The organism is Pseudoduganella plicata, assembly GCF_004421005.1.
GTDB lineage: Bacteria > Pseudomonadota > Gammaproteobacteria > Burkholderiales > Burkholderiaceae_D > Rugamonas > Rugamonas plicata.
In genome coordinates, this window is sequence record NZ_CP038026.1 from 5,073,547 (window position 1) to 5,099,282 (window position 25,736).

22 protein-coding genes are annotated in these 25,736 nt (G+C 65.0%); 8 read left to right on the forward strand and 14 right to left on the reverse strand.

Annotation, left to right across the window (positions count from 1 at the left end; all coding sequences use genetic code 11):
- Positions 1–27: 27 nt before the first annotated feature.
- The 3 genes from E1742_RS22360 to E1742_RS22370 form a co-directional block, all read right to left on the reverse strand.
- Positions 28–1,179, reverse strand: a complete 1,152-nt coding sequence (locus E1742_RS22360) for an MFS transporter (protein ID WP_134388291.1) — start codon at positions 1,177–1,179, stop codon at positions 28–30.
- 318 nt (positions 1,180–1,497) lie between these two features.
- Positions 1,498–2,484 carry an LLM class flavin-dependent oxidoreductase gene (locus E1742_RS22365; RefSeq protein WP_134387307.1) on the reverse strand — a complete coding sequence of 329 codons (987 nt, stop codon included), beginning with the start codon at positions 2,482–2,484 and terminating at the stop codon, positions 1,498–1,500.
- Between the two features lie 72 nt (positions 2,485–2,556).
- Positions 2,557–4,743 carry a hybrid sensor histidine kinase/response regulator gene (locus E1742_RS22370; protein WP_134387308.1) on the reverse strand — a complete coding sequence of 729 codons (2,187 nt, stop codon included), beginning with the start codon at positions 4,741–4,743 and terminating at the stop codon, positions 2,557–2,559.
- 320 nt (positions 4,744–5,063) lie between these two features.
- Here E1742_RS22370 and E1742_RS22375 point away from each other — a divergent pair, with 320 nt between their 5' ends.
- Together E1742_RS22375 and E1742_RS22380 are read left to right on the forward strand one after the other, a co-directional pair.
- The gene (locus E1742_RS22375) at positions 5,064–6,602 is read left to right on the forward strand and encodes a dipeptidase (RefSeq protein WP_134387309.1); all 1,539 of its coding nucleotides are present in this window, start codon (positions 5,064–5,066) and stop codon (positions 6,600–6,602) included.
- 515 nt (positions 6,603–7,117) lie between these two features.
- On the forward strand, positions 7,118–8,179 hold the full coding sequence (locus E1742_RS22380) for a TraB/GumN family protein (protein ID WP_229466248.1): 1,062 nt from the start codon (positions 7,118–7,120) through the stop codon (positions 8,177–8,179).
- A 375-nt stretch (positions 8,180–8,554) separates the two neighbouring features.
- Here E1742_RS22380 and E1742_RS22385 read toward each other — a convergent pair whose 3' ends face one another.
- Entirely contained in the window at positions 8,555–9,112 is a 558-nt protein-coding gene (locus E1742_RS22385; RefSeq protein WP_134387310.1) for a hypothetical protein, read from the reverse strand.
- Positions 9,113–9,273: 161 nt separating this feature from the next.
- On the opposite strand from E1742_RS22385, the gene E1742_RS22390 reads away from it, so the two are divergent.
- Positions 9,274–9,591 carry a hypothetical protein gene (locus E1742_RS22390; protein ID WP_134387311.1) on the forward strand — a complete coding sequence of 106 codons (318 nt, stop codon included), beginning with the start codon at positions 9,274–9,276 and terminating at the stop codon, positions 9,589–9,591.
- Here the strand turns inward: E1742_RS22390 and E1742_RS22395 are convergent.
- A complete protein-coding gene (locus E1742_RS22395; RefSeq protein WP_371860176.1) occupies positions 9,588–9,983 on the reverse strand; it encodes a VanZ family protein in 396 nt (131 codons plus the stop codon). The two genes, E1742_RS22390 and E1742_RS22395, sit on opposite strands and share 4 nt — an antisense overlap.
- 545 nt (positions 9,984–10,528) lie before the next feature.
- Between E1742_RS22395 and E1742_RS22400 the strand changes: the two genes are divergently transcribed.
- Positions 10,529–13,396, forward strand: a complete 2,868-nt coding sequence (locus E1742_RS22400; protein ID WP_134387312.1) for a TonB-dependent receptor domain-containing protein — start codon at positions 10,529–10,531, stop codon at positions 13,394–13,396.
- Between the two features lie 640 nt (positions 13,397–14,036).
- Here E1742_RS22400 and E1742_RS22405 read toward each other — a convergent pair.
- From E1742_RS22405 to E1742_RS22420, 4 genes are all read right to left on the reverse strand, one after another.
- Positions 14,037–14,801: an SDR family NAD(P)-dependent oxidoreductase gene (locus E1742_RS22405; protein ID WP_134387313.1), complete on the reverse strand. Its 765-nt coding sequence runs from the start codon at positions 14,799–14,801 to the stop codon at positions 14,037–14,039.
- Between the two features lie 41 nt (positions 14,802–14,842).
- Positions 14,843–15,367, reverse strand: a complete 525-nt coding sequence (locus E1742_RS22410; RefSeq protein WP_134387314.1) for a TPM domain-containing protein — start codon at positions 15,365–15,367, stop codon at positions 14,843–14,845.
- On the reverse strand, positions 15,367–16,161 hold the full coding sequence (locus tag E1742_RS22415; protein ID WP_371860237.1) for a TPM domain-containing protein: 795 nt from the start codon (positions 16,159–16,161) through the stop codon (positions 15,367–15,369). Before E1742_RS22415 ends, E1742_RS22410 begins: the two co-directional genes overlap by 1 nt.
- Positions 16,162–16,392: 231 nt before the next feature.
- Positions 16,393–16,992, reverse strand: coding sequence for a LemA family protein (locus E1742_RS22420; protein WP_134387316.1), 600 nt, complete (start codon positions 16,990–16,992; stop codon positions 16,393–16,395).
- A 173-nt stretch (positions 16,993–17,165) separates the two neighbouring features.
- On the opposite strand from E1742_RS22420, the gene pyrF reads away from it, so the two are divergent.
- Entirely contained in the window at positions 17,166–17,984 is an 819-nt protein-coding gene (pyrF, locus tag E1742_RS22425) for an orotidine-5'-phosphate decarboxylase (RefSeq protein ID WP_134387317.1), read from the forward strand.
- 60 nt (positions 17,985–18,044) lie between these two features.
- Here the strand turns inward: pyrF and sbcB are convergent, their stop codons facing one another.
- The gene (sbcB, locus tag E1742_RS22430; protein WP_134387318.1) at positions 18,045–19,490 is read right to left on the reverse strand and encodes an exodeoxyribonuclease I; all 1,446 of its coding nucleotides are present in this window, start codon (positions 19,488–19,490) and stop codon (positions 18,045–18,047) included.
- Positions 19,491–19,561: 71 nt separating this feature from the next.
- Between sbcB and E1742_RS22435 the strand changes: the two genes are divergently transcribed.
- On the forward strand, positions 19,562–20,122 hold the full coding sequence (locus tag E1742_RS22435; RefSeq protein WP_134387319.1) for a DUF5610 domain-containing protein: 561 nt from the start codon (positions 19,562–19,564) through the stop codon (positions 20,120–20,122).
- Here E1742_RS22435 and E1742_RS22440 read toward each other — a convergent pair whose 3' ends face one another.
- On the reverse strand, positions 20,123–21,106 hold the full coding sequence (locus tag E1742_RS22440; protein WP_134387320.1) for a GGDEF domain-containing protein: 984 nt from the start codon (positions 21,104–21,106) through the stop codon (positions 20,123–20,125).
- Positions 21,107–21,197: 91 nt separating this feature from the next.
- Here E1742_RS22440 and E1742_RS22445 point away from each other — a divergent pair, with 91 nt between their 5' ends.
- Complete coding sequence (locus tag E1742_RS22445; protein WP_134387321.1) at positions 21,198–21,986, forward strand: helical backbone metal receptor; 789 nt, start codon at positions 21,198–21,200, stop codon at positions 21,984–21,986.
- 27 nt (positions 21,987–22,013) lie between these two features.
- Here E1742_RS22445 and E1742_RS22450 read toward each other — a convergent pair whose 3' ends face one another.
- The 3 genes from E1742_RS22450 to E1742_RS22460 form a co-directional block, all read right to left on the reverse strand.
- Entirely contained in the window at positions 22,014–22,388 is a 375-nt protein-coding gene (locus E1742_RS22450; RefSeq protein ID WP_134387322.1) for an HPF/RaiA family ribosome-associated protein, read from the reverse strand.
- Positions 22,389–22,487: 99 nt separating this feature from the next.
- Positions 22,488–23,735, reverse strand: coding sequence for an MFS transporter (locus E1742_RS22455; protein ID WP_134387323.1), 1,248 nt, complete (start codon positions 23,733–23,735; stop codon positions 22,488–22,490).
- A 62-nt stretch (positions 23,736–23,797) separates the two neighbouring features.
- Positions 23,798–24,823, reverse strand: coding sequence for a CDP-6-deoxy-delta-3,4-glucoseen reductase (locus E1742_RS22460; RefSeq protein WP_134387324.1), 1,026 nt, complete (start codon positions 24,821–24,823; stop codon positions 23,798–23,800).
- 12 nt (positions 24,824–24,835) lie between these two features.
- Here E1742_RS22460 and E1742_RS22465 point away from each other — a divergent pair, with 12 nt between their 5' ends.
- Positions 24,836–25,732 carry an SDR family oxidoreductase gene (locus tag E1742_RS22465; RefSeq protein ID WP_134387325.1) on the forward strand — a complete coding sequence of 299 codons (897 nt, stop codon included), beginning with the start codon at positions 24,836–24,838 and terminating at the stop codon, positions 25,730–25,732.
- Positions 25,733–25,736 lie beyond the last annotated feature (4 nt).

Consider the following 25,736-nt stretch of genomic DNA (forward strand, 5'->3'; position numbering starts at 1 on the left):
CGGCGCGTCAACGGGCGACGTCCGGGATCAGTGCTGCCGCTTCTCGGTGGCGAACACCGCCAGGCCCAGGGCCGGGAAGACAAGGCCCGTCATCAGCACGCCCTGCCAGCCGTGGTGGGCATACATCCAGGCGCCCAGCATCGAGCCCAGCGCGCCGCCCATGAAGAAGATCGCCATGTACAGTCCGTTCAGGCGGCTGCGTACGTCCGCGCCCAGCGAATAGATGGCGCGCTGGCCGACGACCAGGCTGCCGGATACGCCCGCATCCAGCACGATCGACGCCGCGACCAGCAGGCCCAGTGCGAACGTGCGCTCGCCGTGCACCAGCAGCGGTACCGCGAACGACAGCACGCCGGCCGCCAGGGCCATGCCTGTCGTCGAACGCGATTTGCCCTGGTCGGCGCGGCGTCCCGCGATCGGCGAGACGATGGCGCCGGCGATGCCGGCCAGCGCGAACATGGCGATGCCTGTCTGCGACAGCCCGAAGGCGTCGCTGGCCAGTACCAGCGGCACCGTCGTCCAGAACAGGCTGAAGGCGCCGAACATGCAGAACTGGTAGGCAGCGCGGCGGCGCAGGATCGGCGTCGTCTTCAGCAGGTGCCACATGGAGCCCAGCAGCGCGGCATACGTGCTGGTGTGCTCCGGTTCGCGCAGCGGCAGGCGCAGTTTCAGCAGCAGCGCCAGCGCGGCTGTCCAGATCGACGACAGGATGAAGATCGCGTGCCAGCCCAGCGCATCGGTGACGAGGCTCGACACGGGTCGCGCCAGCATGATCCCCATCAGCAGGCCGCTGACCACGGTGCCGACCGTCTGGCCACGCTTCTCGGGCCGCGACAGGTGCGCCGCGAACGGCACGATGATCTGCGCCGCGGTGGACCCGAGGCCGATGCAGAAGCACGCGGCCAGGAACACGGCGGCGCTGGTGCTGAACGCCGCCGCGGCCAGGGCGAGGGCGGAGACGCACAGGGCCGTGACGATCATGCGGCGGTTTTCGAACAGGTCGCCCAGCGGGACGATGAACAGCATGCCGAGGCAGTAGCCCAGCTGCGTCAGTGTGACGATCAGGCCGGCGGCGCCCGCATCGAGGCCCGTGGCACGGCTGATGGGGCCGACGAGCGGCTGCGCGTAATACAGGCTGGCGACGATCAGGCCGGTGGCGCTTGCCATCAGCCATACCATGGCGGGGGAAATATCTTGTTGTTCGTGTGCGCTCACGGTCGCTCCAATTGCAAAAAGCCGGCAATTGTACGCAATGGCAGCCTCCTTTGCTGTTGAGCAGACGAATACCCGGTATCAGCGCCAGCCGATCTCACCCGGATGACAACATCGGGGTCAGGCACGAAAACTGTCACGGCCTGTGCCTTGGCGTCGGCGATCCAGCCTACAGCACAGCTCGTGACAGGAATGGTGCCTGACCCCGATGTTGTCGCGCGACGAGCGCGGGAAGGACACCTGCCGGGCAGGTGCCCTTCGCCGTCGTTCCTACCGGCGCGGCCGCTACATGGCGCGGTGCACGTCCGCCAGGATTTCGTAGGAGCGCAGGCGCGCGCTGTGCTCGAAGATCTGCGACGTGATCATCAGTTCGTCCGGCTGCGTGCTGGCGATGAACGCTTTCATTTGCGCAGCCACCGTGTCTGCCGAACCGATGGCGGAGCAGGACAGCACGGAGTCGAGCATCGCGTTTTCCTGCGGCCCCAGCGCGTCGCGGTAATTGCTGACGGGCGGCGGCAGCTTGCCCGGATTGCCGGTGCGCAGGTTGACGAACGCCTGCTGCATCGACGTGGCACGCCATTGCGCTTCCTCGTCGGTGTCGGCGGCAAAGACGTTATAGCCGAGCATGACGTAGGGCTTGTCCAGCTGTGCCGACGGCTTGAAGTTGTTCCGGTACATGCTGATCGCCTGCATCATCATCTGCGGCGCGAAGTGCGACGCGAACGCGTACGGCAGGCCCAGATGCGCGGCCAGCTGGGCGCCGAACAGGCTGGAGCCGAGGATCCACAGCGGCACCTTCGCGCCGTGGCCCGGCACGGCCAGCACCCGCTGGCGCGGCGATTCGGACATGTAGTCCTGCAGTTCGACGACGTCCTGCGGGAACTCGTCCGCGTCGGAGCCGAGGTTGCGGCGCAGCGCCCGCGCCGTGGTCTGGTCGGAGCCGGGCGCGCGGCCCAGGCCCAGGTCGATGCGGCCTGGGAACAGGGCTTCGAGCGTACCGAATTGTTCGGCGATCACGAGCGGCGAATGGTTCGGCAGCATGATGCCGCCGGCGCCGACGCGGATTGTCGACGTGCCGCCCGCCACGTGGGCGATGACGACGGCCGTCGCCGCGCTGGCGATGCCCGGCATGCCATGGTGTTCCGCCAGCCAGTAGCGGTTGTAGCCCCACCGTTCGCCGTGCTGGGCCAGGTCGAGCGTGTTGCGCAGGGACGTGCCGGCATCGCTGCCTTGCGCGATGGGGGAGAGGTCGAGTATGGAAAATGGAATCATGTCGGGGCATGTCGGGGCGCCTGCCGGGGTTTCAAGCAAGGCCCTGCCTCTGGTATGGGTTTAGGGTTGGCGTCAGGGGGTGTCGGCCGTTGCCAGCGCACGTGCCCGCAGCAGGTCGTTGAGTTGCGCCAGCTGCAACGGCTTGACGATATGGTGATCGAACCCGGCGGCGCGCGAACGCTGCTGGTCCTGTAGCTGCCCCCAGCCGGTGACGGCCACCAGGGTGCAGTCGCGCAGGTTGGGATCGGCGCGCAGCCGGCGCGCCAGTTCGTAACCATCCAGCCGGGGCATGCCGATGTCGAGGAACGCGATCTGCGGCGCGAACGCTTCGGCGCAGCGCAGCGCGGACAGGCCGTCATAGCAGACCTGCACACTCTGGCCGGCGGCCAGCAGCAGCGTACGCAGCGTGTTGGCGTGATCGACGTTGTCGTCCGCCACCAGCACGCGCAGCGGGGGAATCGCCAGCGTGGCACTGTTGTCGCGGTGCGGCATCGGGGCTGCGCCTTGCGTCACGGGCAGCTCGATGGCAAACGTGCTGCCCAGGCCTTCGCCGGGACTGGTGGCCGTCAGCGTGCCGCCGTGCAGTTCGACCAGCCGGCGCGCCAGCGACAGCCCGATGCCCAGACCGGCCTGGGACCGGCCCAGCGAGCGGTCGGCCTGGAAGAAGATGTCGAACACCTGGGGCAGGGCGCCGGCGGCGATGCCGATGCCGTTGTCGCTGATTTCAATGCGTACGGCGCCCGTTGCCTGCGGCACCACGTGCAGCGCGATGCGGCCGCCGTTGGGCGTGTACTTGGCCGCGTTGTTCAGCAGGTTGGAAAACACCTGCGCGAGGCGGGTGGCGTCGCCCGCCAGTGCGATGGGGCTGTCGGGCTGGTGCACGGACAGGCTGTGCCGGCGCTGCTGGAGCAGGGGGCCGGACGTTTCCAGCGCATGGGCGATCACGTCCTGCAGCACGAGCGGTTCGTGGCGAATGCCCAGCTTGTTAGTCGTGATGCGGGAGACGTCCAGCAGATCGTCCACCAGGCGGACCATCTGCCGCAGCTGGCGCTCCATGATGTCCAGCACGTTGGCGGCCGGCGCGGCCGTTGTGCGGCCGGGCAGGCGCAGGATTTCCAGTGCATTGACGAGCGGGGCCATCGGATTGCGCAGCTCGTGCGCCAGCGTGGCGAGGAATTCGTCCTTGCGCACGTCGGCTGCCTGCAGCGCCTCCTGGGCGACGCGCCGCTCGCGCAGTTCCTGGTCCGCCCGGTCACGTGCCTCCGCCAGCGCCTGGGCGGCGCGCGACAGGGAATCGGCCACTTGCTGGGCTTCGCGGAAGTCCACTGCCGGCGGCTGGACCGGCTTGCCGGCCCCCAGCGCCGTGGCCGGCTCGATCAGCGCATGCACGGAGTGGGCGATGCGGCCGCCCACCAGCCATGCCATGCCAAATCCCATCGCCAGCAGCACAACCGTGGCGATGATCAGCGATTCGAGCGTGCGCAGCAGGCCCGCCGTCAGATTGCGATGCGGCACGCCCAGCATCACGGTCCAGCCGGACTTGGGCGAGCGGCTGTACAGCGTGACAACCTCGACGTCGTCCACCGTCTGCGAATCGAACGTGTCCTCCGGCTGTTCGCGTACGCGCGCCACCACTTCCGGGCGCGGCTGGCGGCCCTGGAACAGCTCGATCTCGCGGTTGCGGGCGACAATGAACGTGCCGCTGTCAAGAATGGCGGCGCGCCAGCTGTCGGGAATTTTCTGTTCGGTCAGGATGGCGTTGAGCGCCGACGGCCTCACCTGCGCCGCCAGGATATAGCGCACGCCGCCGTCACGCAGCACCGGCACCGCGACGGTGATCGTGGCAACGCCGCCCGGTCCCCGGTACATGCCGGAAACAGCCGGCTGCGCCGTCCGTGCGACCTGGCGCAGCAGGCCCGAGTTGCCAGGCTCGCGGCCGGTCGCGATGTCCCGGGACGACGTGCTCATCAGCTGGTCATGGGTGGCGGGATCGTACAGCGCGATTTCCGTGATGGGCAGGATGGCGTGCGCGTTGGCGGCCTGGCGCCGGAATTCCGTGCGGTCCGCCATGTCGATGTCGTTCGACACGGACAAGGTGCGCAGCGCCGTCACCACGGTATCGAAATCCCGATCCACGACGGACACCATCGACCGCGCGGTCGACATCGCTTCGGCCAGCAGGCTCGATCGTTCGACCCGGTAGTGGTCATAGATGAGAAACCCGGAAACGATGGCGGCCGGCAGCACACAGCTGAGCACGAGCAGCGCCAGCCTGAACCGGATTGTCGGCAGGCGTGCCGCGGATGCATGGCTTGCCGCGCCACCGCCGGGCTGGAGTGGACCGGGTCGGTTTGCGGGCTGAGCAGGATTTCTCTGCACGGCATCGCCGGCTTTAGGCTGCACTGGGTTGGACTGCACTGGACCGCCGGCGTTGAAGGTGGAAAAGATGTAAGCTGGTAATTGTTGTAACACGTTACCATAGCTTCTGCCACAGTGGCAGCCTTGCCGGCTGGTGTCGTTCCAGAGCGGGACGTTGGGCCCGGCAAGCAACCGATTCCGTTACGGATCCCGAGGTCCTCATGCTGAAGAAATCCGTTCTGCTTGCCGCATCGATCGCAGCGGCGCTGGCACGGCCTGACGCCCACGCCGCGCCCAGCGCCGTGGCGGTGGACACCGCCAGGCACGCCCGCGCGGCCTATGCCGGCAAGGTCGTCGACACGCTTGCCGCCATGGTCAGTTTCAATACGGTGGCGGACCCCAAGGTGCCGTTCGAGCGCAATCCCGCGCACCTCGGGTTCAAGCAGTTGCTGAAGGACGAGGCGGCGCGGCTGGGCTTCGATTACACGGATGCAGGCTACGTTGTCGTCATCGGCCATGGCAGCGGTGCAGAGCGGGTCGGCGTGATCACCCATGGCGACGTGCAGCCCGTCGACCCTTCCAAGTGGCGGCAGTCGCCGTTCAAGCTGGACCGCACGAGCGAGCCCGGCCTGCTGCTGGGGCGCGGCACGGAGGACGACAAGGGGCCGATCGCCACGGCACTGTATGCAATGAAAGCGATCAAGGACCGCAAGGTGCCGCTGACGAAACGCATCGAGCTGTACGTGTATATGGCCGAGGAATCCGATTGGGAGCCGCTCGAAGCATATCTGAAAACGCATACGCCGCCGCAGATCAACATCACGCTCGACGCCGAGTATCCCGCCGTCACGGCCGAGAAGGGCTGGGGTCTTGTCAGCGTGACGATTCCGTCCGCTCCGCCGGGTTCTGCAGCCGTTCCCGGTGCGGCTCTGCAGGAAGGCCCCACGCTGGCCAGTTACACGGGCGGGTTTTTCGACAGCCAGATCCCGGAAGACGCCACGGCCATCATCGACGGCGCAACAAGCGCACTGGAGGCATCGATCCGTGCCCGGGCGGCCGCGCAGAAGGGCATGCGCTACGGCTTCGAGCGGGCCGGACAGCGGCTGACGATCCGGGCCAAGGGCGTCTCCGCACACTCGTCCAAGCCGGAGGACGGGGTCAATGCCATCGCACTGCTGGCCGATGCGCTGGCGGTGCAGCCATGGCGCGGCACGCCGGCCGCGGCAATGGTGAATTTCGTGAACGAGCTGGTCGGCACCGGGCTGTATGGCGAAAAGTTCGGCCAGGTGGCCTATCGCGACGCTTTCATGGGTCCGATGACGGTGGCGCCCGTGGTGCTGAAGGAAACCGGCAATGGCCTGCAACTGAACATCAATCTGCGGCGCCCCCGCGGCAAGTCGGCCGCGCAGCTGGAAGGCCAGCTTGCCGCTGCCTTCGACGCGTGGAAGGCGAAGCAGGGCGGCAGTGCGACGGGCGCACAGCTGACGGCACAGCTGGGCGAGCCATGGGTGCGGGACGATGCGCCGCAGCTGCCGGTGCTGCTGGACGTATTTTCTCATTACACGGGCATCGGGAACGCCCGGCCGGTCGCGATCGGCGGCGGCACGAATTCACGGCTGTTCCCGAACGCCGTCAGCTTCGGCCCAGGCATGCCGGGTGCCGTGTACACGGGCCATTCCGAGCATGAGTTCATCAGCGAGAAGCAGCTGCTGCTCAATCTGGAGATGTACACGGCCGTCCTGGTCGAGCTGGCGCGGTGATCTGGCGCGGCGGCGATGGATGAGGCAACCCGCACCATCCAACGTAGGCCGTGATCGGCTCGCCGTGGCGTTGCTGGCGCAATCGACGACCGGCTGACGTTGTCCGATGGCCTCGGGCCATCCAAACCCCCGTCGCGCGGGCATCGGGCGTCCCGACCGGCGCTACCTCGGCCTCGGTTGACCTGAACCGCGCACCGGGAATACCGCGCGACCTCAACCTTCCGCCACCCGGCACCGGCGCCCTTGATCGTTCCGGCGCACCCCCCGGGCCGGCATAGTGCAATCAGTAGCGAGTAACCCGTCAGCGGACTGTTATCTCAACCGTATTGCTGTTATCTCAACCGTATTGCTGAATTGGCCAGCCTCCGTGCAAATACATCAATATGACCAGTTGATAATGATTGAATAATCGGACAATTATTTGTTGTAACTCCTCGAAATATTACCCCGCACTGCACAGAAACCGGTTTTCTCCGCGCATCAAATCATTTACCATGGGCAACAGGTCGCAGTCCATGCGGCCTCCAGCCCATGCCCGGCTGTCGCTTACGGGCATTCACCTTTCGGTTTTCATTATCGAAGACACCAGTTTGTTATTGACTGGTAAAGGAATCTGCATGCCGCGTTTTTTGATTATCGCTGTCGCTTTATTTATCTCATGGTCGGCTAACAGTATGGAAATGAGCGTCCCCAATGCGGTTACCGCTACGGTTACTGCCGCCGATCCCGCCGTTAATTCCATTTGCCCCTCCGCACCGCGTCGTGGCGCCCTTTACAAGATTCGCCACGATGGCAAAACCAGTTATCTGTTCGGCACGATCCACGTCGGGAAGCAAGGCTTTTTCCCGCTCGAGCCCGAAGTCACCCGCGCATTGGCAGACGCCAGTGCCCTTGTCCTCGAGCTCGACACCCGTGCCCACAAACCGTTCGAGCAGGCCCTGGCAAAATACGGCAGCTATCCGGCCGGCGACGCCATCACCCGGCACCTGTCGCCGTACGCGCTCGGGCAACTGAACAAAGCCCTGGCGAAAGCCGGTATCGCGCTTGCCAACGTTGCCATGTACCGGCCGTGGCTGGTTGCCAATATTCTGGTCGGTAGCGAAATCGAAAAACACGGCTACCACCGCAGCAATGGCGTTGAAGGGTTCCTGCTGTCGACCGCCATCGAACAGAAAAAGACGGTGCACGAGCTGGAATCGGCCGACTACCAGCTGAGCCTTTTTGCGTCGCTCGACGATGCCCAGCAGGAGCGCTATCTGCTGGAAAACCTGGAAGAGCTGGAGAACGGCCGTGCCGTACAGAAGTCGGCCGGCCTCATCGATGCATGGAGTAATGCCGACGCAGCACGCATCGCCGTGATGGCACGCGAACTGACGTCTGGCGACAGCGTTTCGGCCACCTTCATGGACCGCACACTGCTGGGCAAACGCAATCCGGAAATGGCCGCACAGATCGAGCAGATCATGCGGACGGACCAGATCGCCTTTGTCGGCATCGGCCTGCTCCACCTCGTCGGGGACAACGGCATTCCCGAGCTGCTGCGCCAGCGCGGGTATCAGGTCGAGAAAGTCTATTGATCTGTGCAGTTCATTACGCTGTGCAGTCCACCAAGCTGTGCAGTCCATCAAGCTGAGCAGTTCATCAAGCTGAGCAATCATCAAGTTGAGCGGTCACTCAAGCTGAACAGTCCGTCGAGCTGAGCAATCATCAAGCTGAGTAGTCACTCAAGCTGAACAGTTCATTAAGCTGAGCGATCATCAAGCTGAGCAATCATCAAGCTGAACAGTCCGCCGAGCTGAGCAATCCATGAAGCGGAACAGTCCATCAAGCTGCGCAGTCCGTCTGCGCGCGCTACCTTTACCTGAGCTGCAGTGATGTGTTTCTGAGCAGCCGCACACGGACCGCTCACGTCGGCACGGTAAGCAGTGCGAACGCAAGCGGCCGGAATGCGACTACTCCGACTTGATCGCTCCGTCAGCAAAGGTCACCTGGTCTCCTGCTTGATAGACCGGCGGGTTTTCCACGATGACGTGATGGCTGCGGCCATCCTGCCCGCGCAGCGTGACACGGTACACCGTGTTCCCGGCGGTCCCCAAGCCGGCAACCGTGCCCCCAACGGCAGCGGCGGCCGGAGAGCCGCCCAGACCGATCCCCATGCCGGCTTCCTGGCGCGACAGTGGCTCGATGGCCAGGACCGTTGCGCGCCAGTTCGGATGCGAGCCGGCACGAACGTCCGCTGCCACCGGTACGCTTCGCATGGTGCCTTGCTCGTCGAGCATGGCACTGTTGCCCTGCGTTGCGCCATCCTGCCACACATCGGGTAGTCCATCCTGCATCGGCCTCTGCTGCATATCGCGGCTGCTGCCGGTCGTGCCGCCGTTGGAACCGCCCGACGTGCCGCTCTTGCCCATGGTGGAGCATCCCGCTACAGCCAGGCACAGCAACGCCACCGCCCAACACGCACAATGCGCCATCGGCGTTTTCCCCGACCTCGTGATTTTCGATTCCATGACCGATCTCCCGGAATGGGCAATGTGCCCTGACCTATACAAGATAGAGCACCGGCCGCCCTGTTACGTTCACGATAGGCTGCCAGTGTTTGATATGGATCAAACCGCGTGTGCGTCAGCACAGCAATAATTGGCCCATGGAAATTTTTTTGAGGACAGAGATGGCATACAGACAGACGGACCGGGTGATCGCCGAACTGGTCGACGCAACGTGCGGCCGGCATGACGACATGCGCGCGCGCTACCTTCTGGAGCAGGCTTTGTACGGCCTCGTCAGGCTCGCCAAGGTGGAGCAGTTAACCGATATGCGCGTCGACAGCGAGCGCGCGGGGGCCCTCACCGATCCGGCGCGGCAGCGCGCCACGCGCGCGTTGCTGCGCAAGGTGCGGATGGACGTGGCCGCCAGCAGGCGACGTCTGCGCGATGACGCCTGCGACGAGTGCCGCGAGTCGCCTGAGCAGCCGTGCGGCGAGTGTTAGACGGGGACCTTGCGTGTGCTCCACAGCATCCACATCAGGCTGGCCGTCACCAGCGCGGCGGTGGTATCGACCAGCCAGTCGTGGACAGCGCCGTGGCGGTACGGCAGGAAGGTCTGGATCAGTTCGTCCAGAGCGCCCATGGCCGCGATCGTCAGCACTGCCTTGACCGCCCGCTGGCCGGAGGTACCGTTACCGCCTGTGAATACGAGGAAGGTCAGCACCGCATAGGCGCACGAGTGGAGCACGACACCGGAAGCGACCTCGCCCGCGTCGGCGCGCGCGCCGGGGATGGAGCCGACAATGATGATCAAGGCAAAAATGGTCCACGCACTCAGATAGCGCAGACGGGCATGGGAAGAGGTCAGCAGGAGCGTTTTCAGCAGAGTCAACACGTTGATGGCAACTGGGTAGTGGTTGGGACAAGCTGCAACGATAGCACGGTTCCCATGAACAAACGCCCGCTGGAACCGCGGGCGCTGTTACGTGACGACAAATTCGGAGCGGTGTGCCGAAGCCGGCACACCTGTTCTGCTGCCACGCATATCGGTTGCGTGTGCGGCAGATGGAGCCAGTATAGGACGGGTTTGTGACGACGCGATGACACTGCTCAATATGTCGGCGCTGATCTTTATGCAAATGTTTTGGTTTTGGTTGGCGGGTATTGGTAACCATCGGTAACAAGCCTGACAAATGTCCGTAGTGGATATTTCATAATCAAAGTGTATGACAGAACAATATTTAGTATTTCTAAAAAATAAGTAACTTTCAATGCAGTAGCTGCGCCAAACATTGTTCCGAACAAGCAGTGTCGTTACATTGCAACAACATATGTTCTTGACTGACTTTACGGCGTGAAAGTGGTCTGATACAGGCCCTCAAAAGGGCTGTCCGTGCCACACGGACAACATACAAAAGCGACCACTTGCAGGAGAGAGTCTTGAATCAGAAGTTGGTGTTGAAGCGCAGCGTGATCGCTGTCGCCATGGCGGTAGCTGCCCAGGCAGCGTTTGCCCAGGAGGCGCAAGCCCCCGTCCAGAAGGTTTTCGTGACCGGTTCGAATATCAAGCGCGCGGACAAGGAAGGTTCGTCCCCCGTCCAGACCGTATCGGCAAAGCAGATCGCCGCAACGGGTGCCAACACGGTCGCCGAACTGCTGCACTCGATCCCGGCCTTTGGCTCGGGCGCGTCGGTCGACGGTTCCGACGGCGGCTTCTCGAACGGCGCCAGCACCGCTTCGCTGCGTGGCCTGGGTTCGTCCTCGACGCTGATCCTGCTGAACGGCCGCCGCATCACGGCCTCCGCGTATGCCGACCCGAACCAGGGCAAATCGGCCGTCTATGACCTGAACACCATTCCGATCTCCGCCATCGAGCGCGTCGAGATCTTCAAGGATGGCGCTTCCGCCGTGTACGGTTCCGACGCCATTGCCGGCGTCATCAACTTCATCACGAAGACGGACGTGCAGGGCCTGCAGCTGTCGGCAAGCGTCAGCGCCAACGACGACGGTGAATACAAGCGCGAGAACGTCAATGGCGTCTGGGGCTTCGGCGACCTGGAGTCGAAAGGCTGGAGCGGCTTCGTCGCGTTCGACGCATCGAAGCGCCAGCGTACGACGATCAAGGACCAGAAGGACGTCGAGAACGAGCTGTACCGCGACATCAACACGCGCCTGAACCCGTTCTCGAACTCGCTGTCGGCATCGCCTTTCTTCTACAAGGAAACGAAACCGGGCAGCATGGCGTTCTTCAACAACTACGCCAACCGCGCCAGTGTCATCAACCAGGTCAACTGCGACAAGTCGCAGCAACTGGTCGGCGATCGTGCAACGCACAATCTGACGGCCACCGACACCCTGATCGGTCGCACGTTCTGTAACTTCGACACGAATGGGTACAACGAAGTGCAGGGCAAGGGCGAGGACGCGAACCTGCTGTCCAAGTTCACGTTCAAGATCAACAACGACATCACGGCCTTCGCCGAAGCATCGTACAGCCGCACCGAGCGTTACTTCACGGCGGCCCCGCGCGCGGTCCGTTCGACGGCACCGTCGACCGTGTTCACGAACGGCGGCATCCCGTCGCAGTTCCAGATCGTGCTGCCGGTGGGCCACCCGGACAATCCGTTCACGGATGCCCGCTCGGCGGTCGGCTTCCGCCTGGTGAACTCCACCAACGCGTCCGAGAATATCAACGAATCGTACCGCATGGTCGTCGGCCTGCAGGGCAGCGCCAAGGGCTGGGACTGGGAAACGGCCCTGCTGTGGAACCGCGGCGAACGTACCGAACGTGGCTACGGCTACCTGTACCTGCCGACGATGCGCCGCATCATGACGGAGAACCGCACGCTGGCTGCCACGATGGCGGACCCGACGGCCACCCGTGACATCGAGAACCGTGGCTTTGCTCAAGTGAAGCAGATCGACGCGAAAGCGTCGACGTCGTTCGGCAAGCTGCCAGGCGGCGAGATCGGCCTGGCCTTGGGCGGCGAGATCCGCCAGGAACAGATCGGCCTGACCCCGGACCTGGCAGTCCAGCGCGGCGACATTATCGGCCTGGCCAACTCCACGGCCGACGGTTCGCGCATGGTCAAGTCGGCCTTCGTCGAACTGCGCACGCCGTTCTTCAGCAACTTCGAGATGGACTTCGCTGGCCGCTGGGACAAATACCCGACCGCCAGCAACTTCGTGCCGAAGGTGGGCGCCAAGTGGACCGCCAACGAGCACTTCACCTTCCGCGGCACGTTCGCCGAAGGCTTCCGCGCGCCGGCCCTGACCCAGGTTTCACCAGGCGGCGTGCAGTCGTTCACCATCGTGACCGATACGCTGCGCTGCCCGGATGGCGTCAGCCCGCGGGATGGCGCCGACCAGGCCGACTGCTCGAAAGGTGTCTCCAGCCTGTCCGCGGCCAACCCGAACCTGGCCAACGAACGCTCGCGCAGCCTGTCGTTCGGCATGATCGTCACGCCGACGAAGAACCTGGACATCCTGGTCGACTGGTACCGCATCAAGAAGGTCGACGAAACCGCGCTGCTGGGCGCCCAGACCGTCATCGATCACAGTGCCGAGTATCCTGGCCTGGTGGTACGCGATACCAACCCGAACAACTGGGTGACCGATGCCAACGGCAACGTGATCCGCAATTCGGGCGCCATCACGCAGGTGAACCGTTCCTACGTCAACCAGGGCAGCACCGAAGTGTCCGGTATCGACCTGGAAATCACGCACCGCCTGCCGCTGGGCGACCTGGGCAAGGTGACCACATCGCTGAACTGGGCCTACCTGGCCGAGTTCCGCCGCGCCGAGCACTACGGGGACGTGGCGCACAACCTGACCGGCACCCGTGGCGGCCTGTCCGACTGGAACACGTCCGTGGGTGACAACCCGCGCAACCGCGGCACGCTGTCGGTCAACTGGCTGCGTGGCGACCACTCGGTCACCGCGACCGCGAACTACGTGGGTGGCGTCTCGCTGCTGCGCCGTTACGACAACGACGTGACGTACGCGCAGCCGTACTGCCACTTCGGTACCGGCCAGCCAACCGGCGCCTACGCCCTGGGTGGCCTGCCAAAGTTCACCAGCTACTTCGGCAACAACTGTTCCGTGGCGGCGTGGACGACGTTCGACCTGAACTACAGCTTCTCCGGTATCAAGAACCTGGTACTGTCGTTCAACGTGAAGAACCTGTTCGACCGCAAGGCACCGTACGATCCTGACTACGGCACCACCAGCGACTTCCAGGGCTTCAACGAGCAGCTGCACAACGGCAAGGGCCGCTACTTCCGCCTGAGCGCGAGCTACAACTTCTAATGCCGTGAATGACGTTGCCGGCGCCATGCCGGCAGCCGTCGCAAAGCCGCCGTACCTTTGGGGACGGCGGCTTTTTTTCATGGGTGGAGAAATTGCGGACAAAAAAAAGCCCGCGCAAGAGAGGCGGGCTTCAAACTATTATCTTGGAGGAGAATAGTGGAGACAGGTGCGATTATGCTGCGTCGCCAGATATGCGTCCAATTTTGATTTCCGATAAGCGTTATAGAAAAAATCAATATCTCAGCAGTGCGCTGGTGGCTCATTGATGAGGTTGCCGCTCGGCGCGCCGGGCAAGGAGCAGGATGCATGTGTTCGCAGCGACGATGGCAGCAGCAGAATTCCGCGTAGCAGACCTGCAGGCGTGTCGGATGCGCTATCTCCATGACACTGTCGGCTTCTGTCCTGTTCGGAGGGATGGGTGCCGACAAGGATACGAACTCGGCAGTGCTCCACATGACCGGCAACCGCCGTTCCGCACGCATTCCGGACAAAAAAAAGCCCGCGCAAGAGAGGCGGGCTTCAAACTATTATCTTGGAGGAGAATAGTGGAGACAGGTGAGATTATGCTGCGATGCGATATATTCGTCCAATTTTGGTTTTCGATAAGCGTTATAAAAACATCGCATATCTCGACGGCGCCTCAGTCGCTCACGGGTACCGTGTAGTTCAGCGCCAGCCGGCCGCCGTCGACGTACAGCGTCTGGCCCGTCATGTAGCTGGCGTCGTCGCTGGCCAGAAACGCGGCGATCGCTGCCACTTCCTCCGGCTCGCCGCAACGGCCCAGCGGCGTGCGCGACAGGATCGTGTGCCGTGCCTCCGCGCTGCCCAGGACAGCCTTCCTTGCCAGCTCCGTCAGGATCGTGCCGGGGCCGATGCCATTGACGCGGATGCCGTACGGCGCCAGGTTCAGCGCCATCACCTTCGTCAGCTGGTTGATGCCGCCCTTGGACACCACATAGGGCACCTGGTTCGGTATTGCCAGCGCGGCATTGACGCTGGACATATTGATGATGCAGCCGGACCCGCGTGCCACCATCAGCCGCGCGACAGCCTGGCCGCACAGGAACATCGATTTGAGGTTGGTACGCAGTACGCGGTCGAAGTCTTCTTCCGTCACATCGAGAAAATCGGCGGCGTGCACGACGCCGGCATTGTTGACGAGGATATCGATGTGACCGAAGGCATCGGCGGTTGCCGCGACCAGCGCGTCCACCTCCGCCTTGATACCGACGTCGGCCTGGAAGAAGCGGGCGCCGTCGCCCAGCGCCCCGGCGGCCTGCGCCCCTTCCGGCAGCACGTCGGCCAGCATGACACGGGCGCCTTCGGCGACGAAGCGCTGCGCGATGGCCAGGCCGATGCCGCGCGTCGCGCCCGTCACGAGAGCGGTTCTATGCGTCAGTTTCATGCTCGCCTCCATGGAGTGCAATCCTGGCAGCGCGGCCGTCGTCAGAGAATCACGGCCTCGTTGGACAACTGGTTGGGTCGGGCGCCATTTGCGGGGAAGTGGCGTTGCAGCAGCTCGGTCAGCTGACGCAGCGCGGCCAGCGTGCTGTCGTGGAAGTCGCCGCGGGCGAACCCGGTCGTCATCGTGCGGCAGACGGCCTGCCACTCGCTGTCCGCGATCAGGCGGCCGACGTTGCGGTCGGCAACGATGTCGACTTCGCGGGACGCCAGGTTCACGTAGATCAGCACGCCGCAGTTCTCTTCCGTGTCCCAGACGCCATACTGCGCGAACAGAGTCCGCGCCCGGTCGCGGTTGCTGAGGTTGTCAAAGGCGGCGCCAAACGCCAGCGCCGGCTCGACGATCAGCCGCACTTCGGCGCGGTGCCGCGTTTCGCCCTCGGCGATGGCCGCCGCGATGGCGGTCAGCGTCGCGGGCGGGAAGCAGCGCCGGCCCAGCGACGAACCCGTCAGCAGATGCCGCAACGCACGCCGGCAGCGGCCGATTAAAGTGTCAGGTAGGGTGCTCATTACCAGTCTCCCGAGGCGCCGCCGCCGTCGAAGGTGCCGCCGCCACCGCCGCCGAAGCCGCCACCGCTACCAGAGCCGCTGCGTCCGCCGCCACCCAGCACGCTGCCGATGACACTGCCGATCAGCACACCGGCCGCGTCGGAACCCCAGCCGGAGCGGTGCAGGCCGCGCCGTCGGCTCCCGCCGCGCAGCATCGGCAGTACGACAAAAACGCCGAACAGCAGCAATGGCCACAGCGGGAAGCCGCCGCCTTCGGCTTGTTTCGGTGCGGGTGCCTGCTGGGCGGGAGCAGGGAACTGCTCCTTGTCCAGCAAGGTGGCGATGGCGCCGACGCCGGCCGTCAGGCCGCCGTAATAATCGTTGTTGCGAAAGTGTGGCGCGATAACGTCCTGCAGCACGCGCTTCGACTGCGCGTCCGTCAGCACGCCCTGCACGCCGCGGCCCGCCTCGATGCGCAGGCGCCGCAGCGACGAAGGATTGTCCTTGGCCACGACCAGCAGTACGCCGTCGTCGACACCCTTGCGCCCCAGCTTCCACGCATCCGTCACGCGGATGCTGTATTGCTCGATCGGTTCCGGTGCCGTGCTGGACATCAGCAGGACGGCAATCTGGCTGCCCGTCTTCGTTTCATAGTCGGCCAGCACCGCCTCCAGCGACGCGCGCTGCTCGGCGGTCAGCAGGTTGACCTGGTCCGTCACGCGCGACTGCAGCTGGGGCACGGGCACGAACCCGTCCGCCCGCTTCGTGCCCTGCGCCTTCGCCGCCTCGACGACAAGCAGCGCAAAGCTCAGGATGACCACCAGGATCGTGTACCGGACCAGCCAATGGCTCAGCCAGCCGCCCGACGGTTTCTGCGGCGGCCAGCGCAGCCGGCGCCGGCGACCGCGACTGCGCACGTCGCGCTCGTTGGTGACCTCGGCCGTGCCAAGCCACTTGCCCTCGGCGGGATGCTCGCGCGAGCGCCGCCGGGCGGGCGCCGCGGGCGGGGTCACATGGTCCGTTGGGCCAACCGGCATGGCGCTTCCTTATTTCTTGTTGAAGTCGACGGTCGGTGCCGTGGAGATCGCTTTTTCGTTCTCCACCTGGAAGCTTGGCCGCACCTCGTAACCGAACATCTTGGCCGTCAGGTTGGTGGGGAAGCGCCGTGCCAGGATATTGTAGTCCTGCACGGATGCAATATAGCGCTGGCGCGCCACCGTGATGCGGTTTTCCGTGCCTTCCAGCTGCGACTGCAGGTCGCGGAAGCTGGTATCGGCCTTCAGGTCAGGGTATTTTTCCGACACCACCATCAGGCGCGACAGCGCGGACGACAGCTCGCCTTGGGCCTGCTGGAATTTCTGGAACGCCGCAGGATTGTTCAACGTTTCAGGTGTCACCTGGATGCTGGTGGCCTGGGCCCGCGCCTTGGTCACCGCCTCCAGTGTTTCGCGTTCGTGCGACGCGTAACCCTTGACGGTATTGACGAGGTTTGGAATCAGGTCGGCACGGCGCTGGTACTGGTTGACCACCTCGCCCCACGCGGCCTTGACGCCCTCATCCTTCGTCTGGAAGTCGTTGTAGCCGCAGCCGGACAGGGCCACGGCAGTCAGGACCAGTGCGATCCATCGTTCGAACCTGTTGCGCATGATTTCTCCTTATTGTTCGCGTTCGCCCACGGCGGTCGCTCCACCGTGGCTGGGTTGACTATACACGGAACGCAAGACCTCTATTGTTCGATGCAGCACATAGCGTTGCCGCACCCGCAAGCGTCCCTCACCTATAATATTGGGTTTGCAACGTATTACTCAAAGGGGCCGTCGTGACTTTCATTAACAAATTGAACGCTGCCTGGGCAGCCAACGACTCCTTGCTGTGCGTCGGCCTCGATCCGGACATGGCCCGCCTGCCGCCACAGTTCCAGTCCGCGCCGGACGGGATCTACCAATTCTGCACGGCGATTATCGACGCCACGGCCGACCTGGCCTGCGCTTTCAAGCCGCAGATTGCCTACTTCGCGGCGCTGGCTGCCGAAGGGCAGCTGGAACGCATCTGCGCCTACCTGCGCGACAAGTACCCGCACATCCCCCTGATCCTCGACTCCAAGCGCGGCGATATCGGCGCTACGGCAAAGCAGTACGCGTGCGAGGCGTACGACCGCTACGGGGCCGACGCCGTGACGGTCAGCCCGTACATGGGCAGCGACTCCGTAGAGCCGTACATGGAATGGCGCGACCGCGGCGTGATCGTCCTGTGCCGCACGTCCAACCCGGGCGGGTCGGACCTGCAGTTCCTGGACGTGAACGGCCGCCCGCTGTACCAGCACGTGGCCCAGCTCGTTGCCGACAAATGGAACGCGAACGGCCAGTGCGCGCTCGTGGTCGGCGCCACGTTCCCGGAAGAGCTGGCGCAGGTGCGGGCCATTGTCGGCGACATGCCGCTGCTGGTGCCCGGCATCGGGGCGCAGGGCGGGGATATCGTTGCGACCGTCACCGCCGGCAAGACCGGCAGCGGCTCGGGCATGATGATCAATTCGTCGCGCGCGATCCTGTACGCCACCGCCGCGGTGGGCGAAGACTTTGCGCAGGCGGCGCGGCGCGTGGCTTCGGAGACGCGCGACGCCATCAACGCGGCGCGCTGACGTGTTTGGTGGCAGGCACCGCTGCAGGTGTCCAACCCGCAAAGGCGCCTGCCCCATCCATTAATACGGCTGCGGCACGATCATCTCCGCGTAATCGTACAGCTGCCCCAGGATCGCCTCGGCGCGCTCGTCCGCTTCTGCCGACAGGTGGTCGATCTCGCCGAACAGCTGGTCCAGGCTGCGGGCGCCGTCGGCGCCTTCCAGCAGCCGGGCGGCGCGGTGCTGTTCCCAGTGCTCGAATTCCTGTTCCGACAGCGTCTCGGGAAAATTGCGGGCGCGATAGCGGAACAGCAGCTCGCCCAGCCGCTCGTCCTCGAAATGCGGCGCCAGCGTGGCGAGCCGTTGCGGGCTTTCGCGGCGCAGCGATTCGAGCAGCCGGCGGTCGGTCGAGCCGACGAAGCCGCCATACAGATCCTCGTCCACGTCGCCCGGCTCGCTGGCAGGACGGTGGAATACCGCCTCCCAGATCGCCGACATGTCCGGCCCTGCGCCCGCGTAACCGGCGTGCGTCAGGGCGCGCTCCACGTCCATCCCCCACCGTTCGGCCATTTGCGCCGACAGCGTTTTCAGGTTCGACACCAGCATCGGCGATTTGTTCAGGTGGATCGTCTTGATGGGCAGGCGCGTCACGCCTTCGGGCAGGTCGTCGCCGCGCGTGAACATGCGCTGGCGGATCGTGTCGGCATCGAGCTCGAACAGCTCGCGCGGATCGTGGTGGCAATCCCAGACGATCAGCTCGTTGCGGTTGGTCGGGTGGCTGGCCAGCGGCCACACCAGCGCCATGCAACCCCGCTCGGCAGGAAACATGCCGGACACGTGCAAGAACGGCCGGCGCAGCTCGCGCGCCAGGTGCAGCCCCGCTTCCTCGGCCACGCGATCCTTCTTGTGCAGCGCCAGGCAGAAGTCGTACAGGCGCGGCTGCTTCTGGCGGATCAGCCGCGCCAGCGCGATGGTGGCGCGCACGTCGGACAGTGCGTCGTGCGCCGCCTCGTGCTGCAAACCGTTGGCGGCTGTTAATAATTCAAGTTTGAAGCTGGGCTTGCCGTTATCCCCTGCAGGCCAGTTGATGCCGTCGGGGCGCAACGCGTAGCACATGCGCACGACGTCCAGCAGGTCCCAGCGGCCGCAGCCGTTCTGCCATTCGCGGGCGTACGGGTCGATCAGGTTGCGCCAGAACAGGAAGCGCGTCACTTCGTCGTCGAAGCGGATGGTGTTGTAGCCGACGCCGATCGTGCCCGGCTGGGAAAACGCTCCTTCGATGACGCGGGCGAATTCGTGCTCCGGCACGCCATCGTTCAGGCACTGCTGCGGCGTGATCCCCGTGATCAGGCAGGACTGCGGGTCGGGCAGGTAGTCGTTGGCGGGCTGGCAGAACAGCATGATCGGCTCGCCGATTTCGTTCAGCTCGGCATCGGTGCGGATTGCGGCGAACTGGGCAGGGCGGTCGCGGCGCGGTACGACGCCGAAGGTTTCGTAATCGTGCCAAAGAAAGGTGTGGTTGCTCATGGTTCGCAGGTTTGTAGCGCAGTTTGTAGTAACCGGGCCCCCGTCGGGGTGTGCCCTCCAGGAGGATTATCGTGGCAAACTCTGTTTCTCTCAATGCAAAATCACCCCCCGCCGAGACGCGGGCCGGCAGCCGGGTCGAGGCCAAACCTGAGCTCACGCCCACGCAGCGCGCGAAACTGCAGCTGAACGCTTCGATCATGCAGGCATCCGCGTCGATATCCATCGGCGCGCAGGACGACCCGCAGGCGCTGCTGTACAAGTCGGCGATTACCGGCATCAACGAAGCACTGCAGGCTGAGCTGGGCGATAACGCTGTCCAGAACGCCGCATCGCAGGACCATTCGCCGGAAGGCACGGCTGGCCGCATCCTGTCGTTTTCGACAGCCTTCCTGGGCGCCTACAAAAAGCAGAACCCCGGTATGGAAGACTCGGCAGCCATGGAAAAGTTCATGGACACGATCAAGGGCGGTATCGAAAAAGGCTTCAGGGAAGCGCGCGACATTTTGAAGGGACTGAACGTGCTGGGCGGCGATATCGCCGGCAGTATCGACCGGACCTACGAACTGGTGATGAAGGGGCTGGACGACTTTGCCGCCAACGCCGGCGGCCCGGAGGAAGAAAAAGCCGCCTGATCAGGCGGCGCTCGGCAGCACGGGCGTCGAGCTGGCGCTGCCATCCACGTCGACACGGTCGCGCCCGGCCGCCTTGGCGCGGTACAGCGCCGCGTCCGCGGTGGCCACCAGCTGCTGTTCGTCCTGCGCCGGCGCCAGGCTGGCCACGCCGAACGATGCCGTGATATGCGGCAGCGGGTGGGCGTCGGGCAGCACGCTGGCCTGGCGCATGCGTTCGCACAGGCGTCCGGCCACGGCGGCTGCGACGGTGCCGCTGGTCTCCGGCAGGATCACCATCAGCTCCTCGCCGCCATAACGCACGGCGCAATCGGAGGGACGCAAAGCGCTCGCCAGCACCTGTGCCGCCGCGCGCAGCGCCTGGTCGCCCTGCGGGTGGCCGTGGCGGTCATTGAAACGCTTGAAATGGTCGATATCGAGCATGATGACGGACAATGGCTTGCCCGTCTTGTGTGCCGTGCCCACCAGGCGCGGCAGCATATCGTTCAGCCAGGCGCGGTTGTGCAGGCCCGTCAGGCCATCGTTCATCGACAGCTGGCGGTAGAACTCGCCCAGCTTCTGGCGCTTGCGCAGCTGCACGTTAGCGGCGCGGATGCGGAATGACAGCAGCCGCAGCAGGTTGCGCGCCACGCCGTCCGATTCCTCGATCAGGCGCCACGCGACGTCGGCATCGATCAGCAGCAGCTCGCTCCGCTCCAGCGCCGTCAGGATGGCCGGGTCCGCATCGTCGTCCAGCACCGATTGCTCGCCGACGCTTTCGCCCGGCAGCAGGCGTGTGGTGACGCCTTCGGCCTGGACGGACAGCGTGCCGCGCAGCACGACCGTCAACCGCGGCCGGGTGGGATCGGAGACATTCTCGCCCGCTTCCGCCTGCATCACCGGGCACTCCGCCAGCAATGCCGCAGCCGCCCGCGTATCCGCGTCGCGCAGCAGGTGCAGGTCGGCAATCGGATAGGAGGAGGCGGCAAAATTGCTCAGGAGCTTCATTGTTGGCTTTCGGCAAAACTGGCACCATCATAGCGCACGCGACTTAAGATATGCTTCAACCAGACGATATCTCACCGATTTTTACAACAACATGGAATACACCGACGCCATCGGCCGGCGCCACGCCGCCAACCCGCACGCCCGCATCGTGTCACTGGTGCCATCGATCACGGAACTGCTGTGCGACCTGGGCCTGGCGCCGCAGCTGGTCGGACGCACGGGGTTCTGCATCCATCCCGCCGACGTGGTGCGCGACGTCCCGAAAATCGGCGGCACGAAGGACGTCAATCTCGACAAGATCCGCAAGCTTGCGCCGACCCACGTGATCGTCAACATCGACGAAAACGAGAAACCGACCGTGGACCGGCTGGCTCAGTTCGTGCCCAACATCGTGGTAACGCATCCGGTCAAGCCGGCGGACAACGCCGCACTGGCACAGCTGATGGGCGGCATCTTCTGCGCCGCGGATCGGGCCGAGGCCTGGTGCGCTGCCTTTGAAGCGGAACTGGCCGCATTGCGCGCGATACCGAAGGGCCCGGCGCAGCGGGTGCTGTACTGCATCTGGCAGGACCCGTGGATGACTGTTTCGGCCGATACGTATATCGCTGCCATGCTGGCCGAGCTGGGCTGGACCGTGCCGGCGCTGGGCGACGCGCGCTATCCCCGTTTCGAGTGGACGCCGGCACTGCTGGCCCAGGTGGACCTGGTGCTGCTGTCGTCGGAACCGTACCGTTTCACGGAAGCGCACGTGGACGCGCTGGAACGCCAGATCGGCAAGCCCACGGCACTGGTGGATGGGGAGATGATGTCGTGGTACGGCAGCCGCGCGCTGCGCGGCGTGCGGTACCTGGCAACGTTGCGCGGCCTGGCGGGGCAGTAGCCCGAGGCCGCGCGAAGGATGGTGACGTCAGTCCCGGGTCGGCTCGACGGCCTCGGGCTCGACAAGGTCGGCCACGGGGATGTTCTTCTTGTTGTCGTGCAGCTTGCCCAGGGCGCTGTCGAGCGCGCGCTTGAGCTTGTCGGCAGCACGGTTGATGGCCTGGTGCAGCGTCTGTGCGTGGTCCGTGACGACGACCGGCTGATAGCCGTTGACACGCGCTTCCATCATGCAGCGGTTGTCGCCATCGGCGGACTTCTGCGCGTTGTCGTCGCTCAGGTGGACTTCGACGCGGCTGATCTGCTCGCCGAAGCGGCCGATGGCGGCGTTGACGACTTCGGCGACGTGCTCGTCCAGGGCGGAGGTATGGTCGATGCTTTTGTTGGTATTGACTTGAATCTGCATTGTGAGCTCCTCTTCGTTATCGGTATGAGCCGATGTTACGCCCTTTGTCCCTGCGCCGCCGTTAAGTGCTGCACATTGCCGGGAAATACTTGACCCCGGTTATTTTTGTGCCGCCAGTTCCTTTTCGTGGTGGGGAAAGCGGTCCATCCGCGACAGCACGGGGAACAGCCGGATCCAGCCTGCCGTCACCGCCAGCGTAACGGCACCGCCGAAGATAATGGCGCGCTGCAGGCCGAACCAGCCGGCCGTGACGCCCGATTCGAACTCGCCCAGTTCATTGGACGCGCCGATGAACACGGAGTTCACGGCGCTGACGCGGCCGCGGATGGCGTCCGGCGTCTCGAACTGCACCAGCAGGTGACGCACGTAGACGCTGACCATGTCCCCCGCGCCCATGACCAGCAGGCAGGCAAGGGCGACGGCGAAGCTGTCCGTCGCGCCCAGGATCACGGTGCCCAACCCGAACAGCGCGACGCCGCCGAACATCCACAGGCCGACACGACGCGTGATGGGGAAGAAGGCCAGCGCCACCGAGCACAGCGCCGCACCGGCACCCGGGGCGGTGCGCAGCAGGCCCAGCCCCGTGGGCCCGATGTGCAGCACGTCGTGCGCCAGCGCCGGCAGCAGCGCCGTGGCGCCGCCGAACAGCACGGCAAACAGGTCCAGCGACATCGCGCCCAGCACGACGGGCCGCGAGAAGACGAAGCGCAACCCCTCCAGCACGCTGTGCCACGTGGGCGGGTCGCGGTGCGTTACCTGCGGCGGGGACTTCGTCAGCGCCATCAGCACCGTCGAGGCCAGCAGCAGCACGGCCGCGGCCACGTACACGACCGTCGGGCCGTAGATGTACAGCAGGCCGCCCAGCGTCGGCCCCAGGATGACGGCCACGTGGAAGCTGGAACTGGACAGCGCGACGGCCTTGCTGAAGTCCCGCTGCGGCACCATGTTCACCAGGATCGCCTGGGTGGCCGGCCCCATGAATGCACGTGCGCTGCCGAACAGCACCAGCACGGCAAATACGGGCCACACGACCTGCATGCCCGACAGCGTGAAGGCCAGCAGCGCCAGCCCCACCAGCAGTTGCAGGCCCAGGCAGATCGTGATGATGCGGCGGCGGTCATAGCGGTCGGCCGCGTGGCCGGCCAGCAAGATCAGCAGCAGGAACGGCGCGAACTGCGCCAGTCCGATCATGCCCAGGTAAAACAGGTTGTGCGTCATCGAGTAGACCTGCCAGCCGATGGCGACGTTCTGCATCTGCACGGCCAGCGTGCCGAGGATGCGGGCGCTCAGGTAAAACGAAAAATTTCGGTGACGCAGGACGGAAAAGCCGTTCGAGGAGGAAGACATTGAGGAACAAAGACGCGGCAGAAGTAAAAACGCCGACGGGGGCCGTCGGCGTAGGGAAGAAATCAGGGCTTGGCGAGGTCCGCTTCGGTGGTGAACGCGTCCGCGTAGAACTCGTCGTCGGGCAAGCCGCACAGCGCCGTGAAGTCGCGCTTGGCCGATTCGACGACGATCGGCGCGCCGCAGGCATACACCTGCCAGCCGGACAGGTCCGGCTGATCGGCCACCACGGCCTGATGCACGTAACCCGTGCGGCCCGCCCAGCCGTCCTCGGGCAGCGCATCCGACACCACTGGCACGTAGCGCAAGTTCGGCAGTTCCTGCTCCCACTGGCGGCACAGCGCGTCCATGTACAGGTCTTGCGGACGACGCCCGCCCCAGTACAGCACCATCGGCCGCTTCGAGCCGGTGGCGCGCATCTGCTCGACGATGGCCTTGATGGGGGCAAAGCCCGTGCCGGAGGCCAGCAGCACCATCGGCTTGTCGCTGTCCTCGCGCACGAAGAACGTGCCCAGCGGACCTTCGAAGCGCAGGATGTCGCGCTCCTTCATCGTGCCGAACACCTGGTCGGTAAACAGTCCGCCCGGCATGTGGCGGATGTGCAGCGAAATCGCACCCTGGCCCGGCGCCGTCGCCATGCTGTAGCTGCGGCGCTTGCCGCCGGGCAGCAGGAATTCGATGTACTGGCCGGCGCGGTATTCCAGCACCTCGTTGGCGGGCAGTTGCAGCGTGATGACGATGACGTCCGGCGCCACCCGTTCCAGGGTCGATACGCGCGACGGCATTTTCTTGACGGGGAAGTCGCCGCTGCCGGCCACTTCGCGCGCCTCGATCACGAGGTCGGAATGGGGCAGGGCGCAGCAGAACAGCGACATGCCCTTTTCTTCCTCGTCTTCCGTGAGAGCGCGGCGCTGGTGCGGTTTATGCGTGATGGAACCTGAAACGACCTTGCCCTTGCAGGAGCTGCACGCGCCGTTCTTGCAGCCGTAAGGCAGGCCGACACCGGCCCGCATGGCGGCTGCCAGCACGGTCTCGTCTTCGTCGCACGGGAACTGGTGGCCGCTGGGCTGAACAGTAATCTGAAACGTCATACAATCCTTGAGATGAATATTCCAAAACAACAAAAATTCGGCAGGCCCCGCCTGTTGATCCTGGGCTGCGGGGACATCGGGATGCGCCTGCTGCCGCTGCTGCGGGCGCGCTATCGCGTGTTTGCCGTCACCACCCAGGCGGCGCGTCTGGACGAACTGCGCGCGGCCGGCGCCGTGCCCGTGCTGGCGGACCTCGATCGGCCGGGTACGTTGCGCCGGCTGGCGGGGCTGGCGCACCGGGTGATTCACCTGGCGCCGCCGCAGCCGGACGGGGCGCTGGACCGCCGCACGCGTCACGTGACCGCCATTCTACCCGAGGGCGCACAGGTGGTTTACGTGAGCACGACGGGCGTGTATGGCGACCTGCAAGGTGCGCTGGTGGACGAAACGCAGCCGGTGGCGCCGCGCAATGCCCGGGCGCACCGCCGCGTTGACGCCGAACGGACACTGCGCGCATGGTCGCGCCGGGCGGGCGGGCGTGTCGCCATCCTGCGTGCACCAGGGATCTATGCGGCCGACCGGCTGCCGCTGGCGCGGCTGCACGCGGGCACGCCGGCGCTCGTGGCAGAAGACGACGTCTACACCAATCACATCCATGCGGACGACCTGGCGGCCATCGTCCGCCAGGCGCTGTACCGGGCGCAGCCAGGGCGCGTGTACCACGCCGTGGACGACACCGACCTGCGCATGGCGGACTATTTCGATGCCGTGGCCGATGCGTTCGCGCTGGCGCGACCGCCGCGGCTGCCACGTGCCGAGCTGGCGCGGGTGGTGTCGCCGACTTTGCTGTCGTATATGTCGGAATCGCGCCGGCTGGCCAACGACCGGCTGACGCGGGAGCTGGGCGTGCGCCTCCAATACCCGACGGTAACGGACGGGCTGCGCGCAGCCATTTCGGGGATGCCGTAAAGCT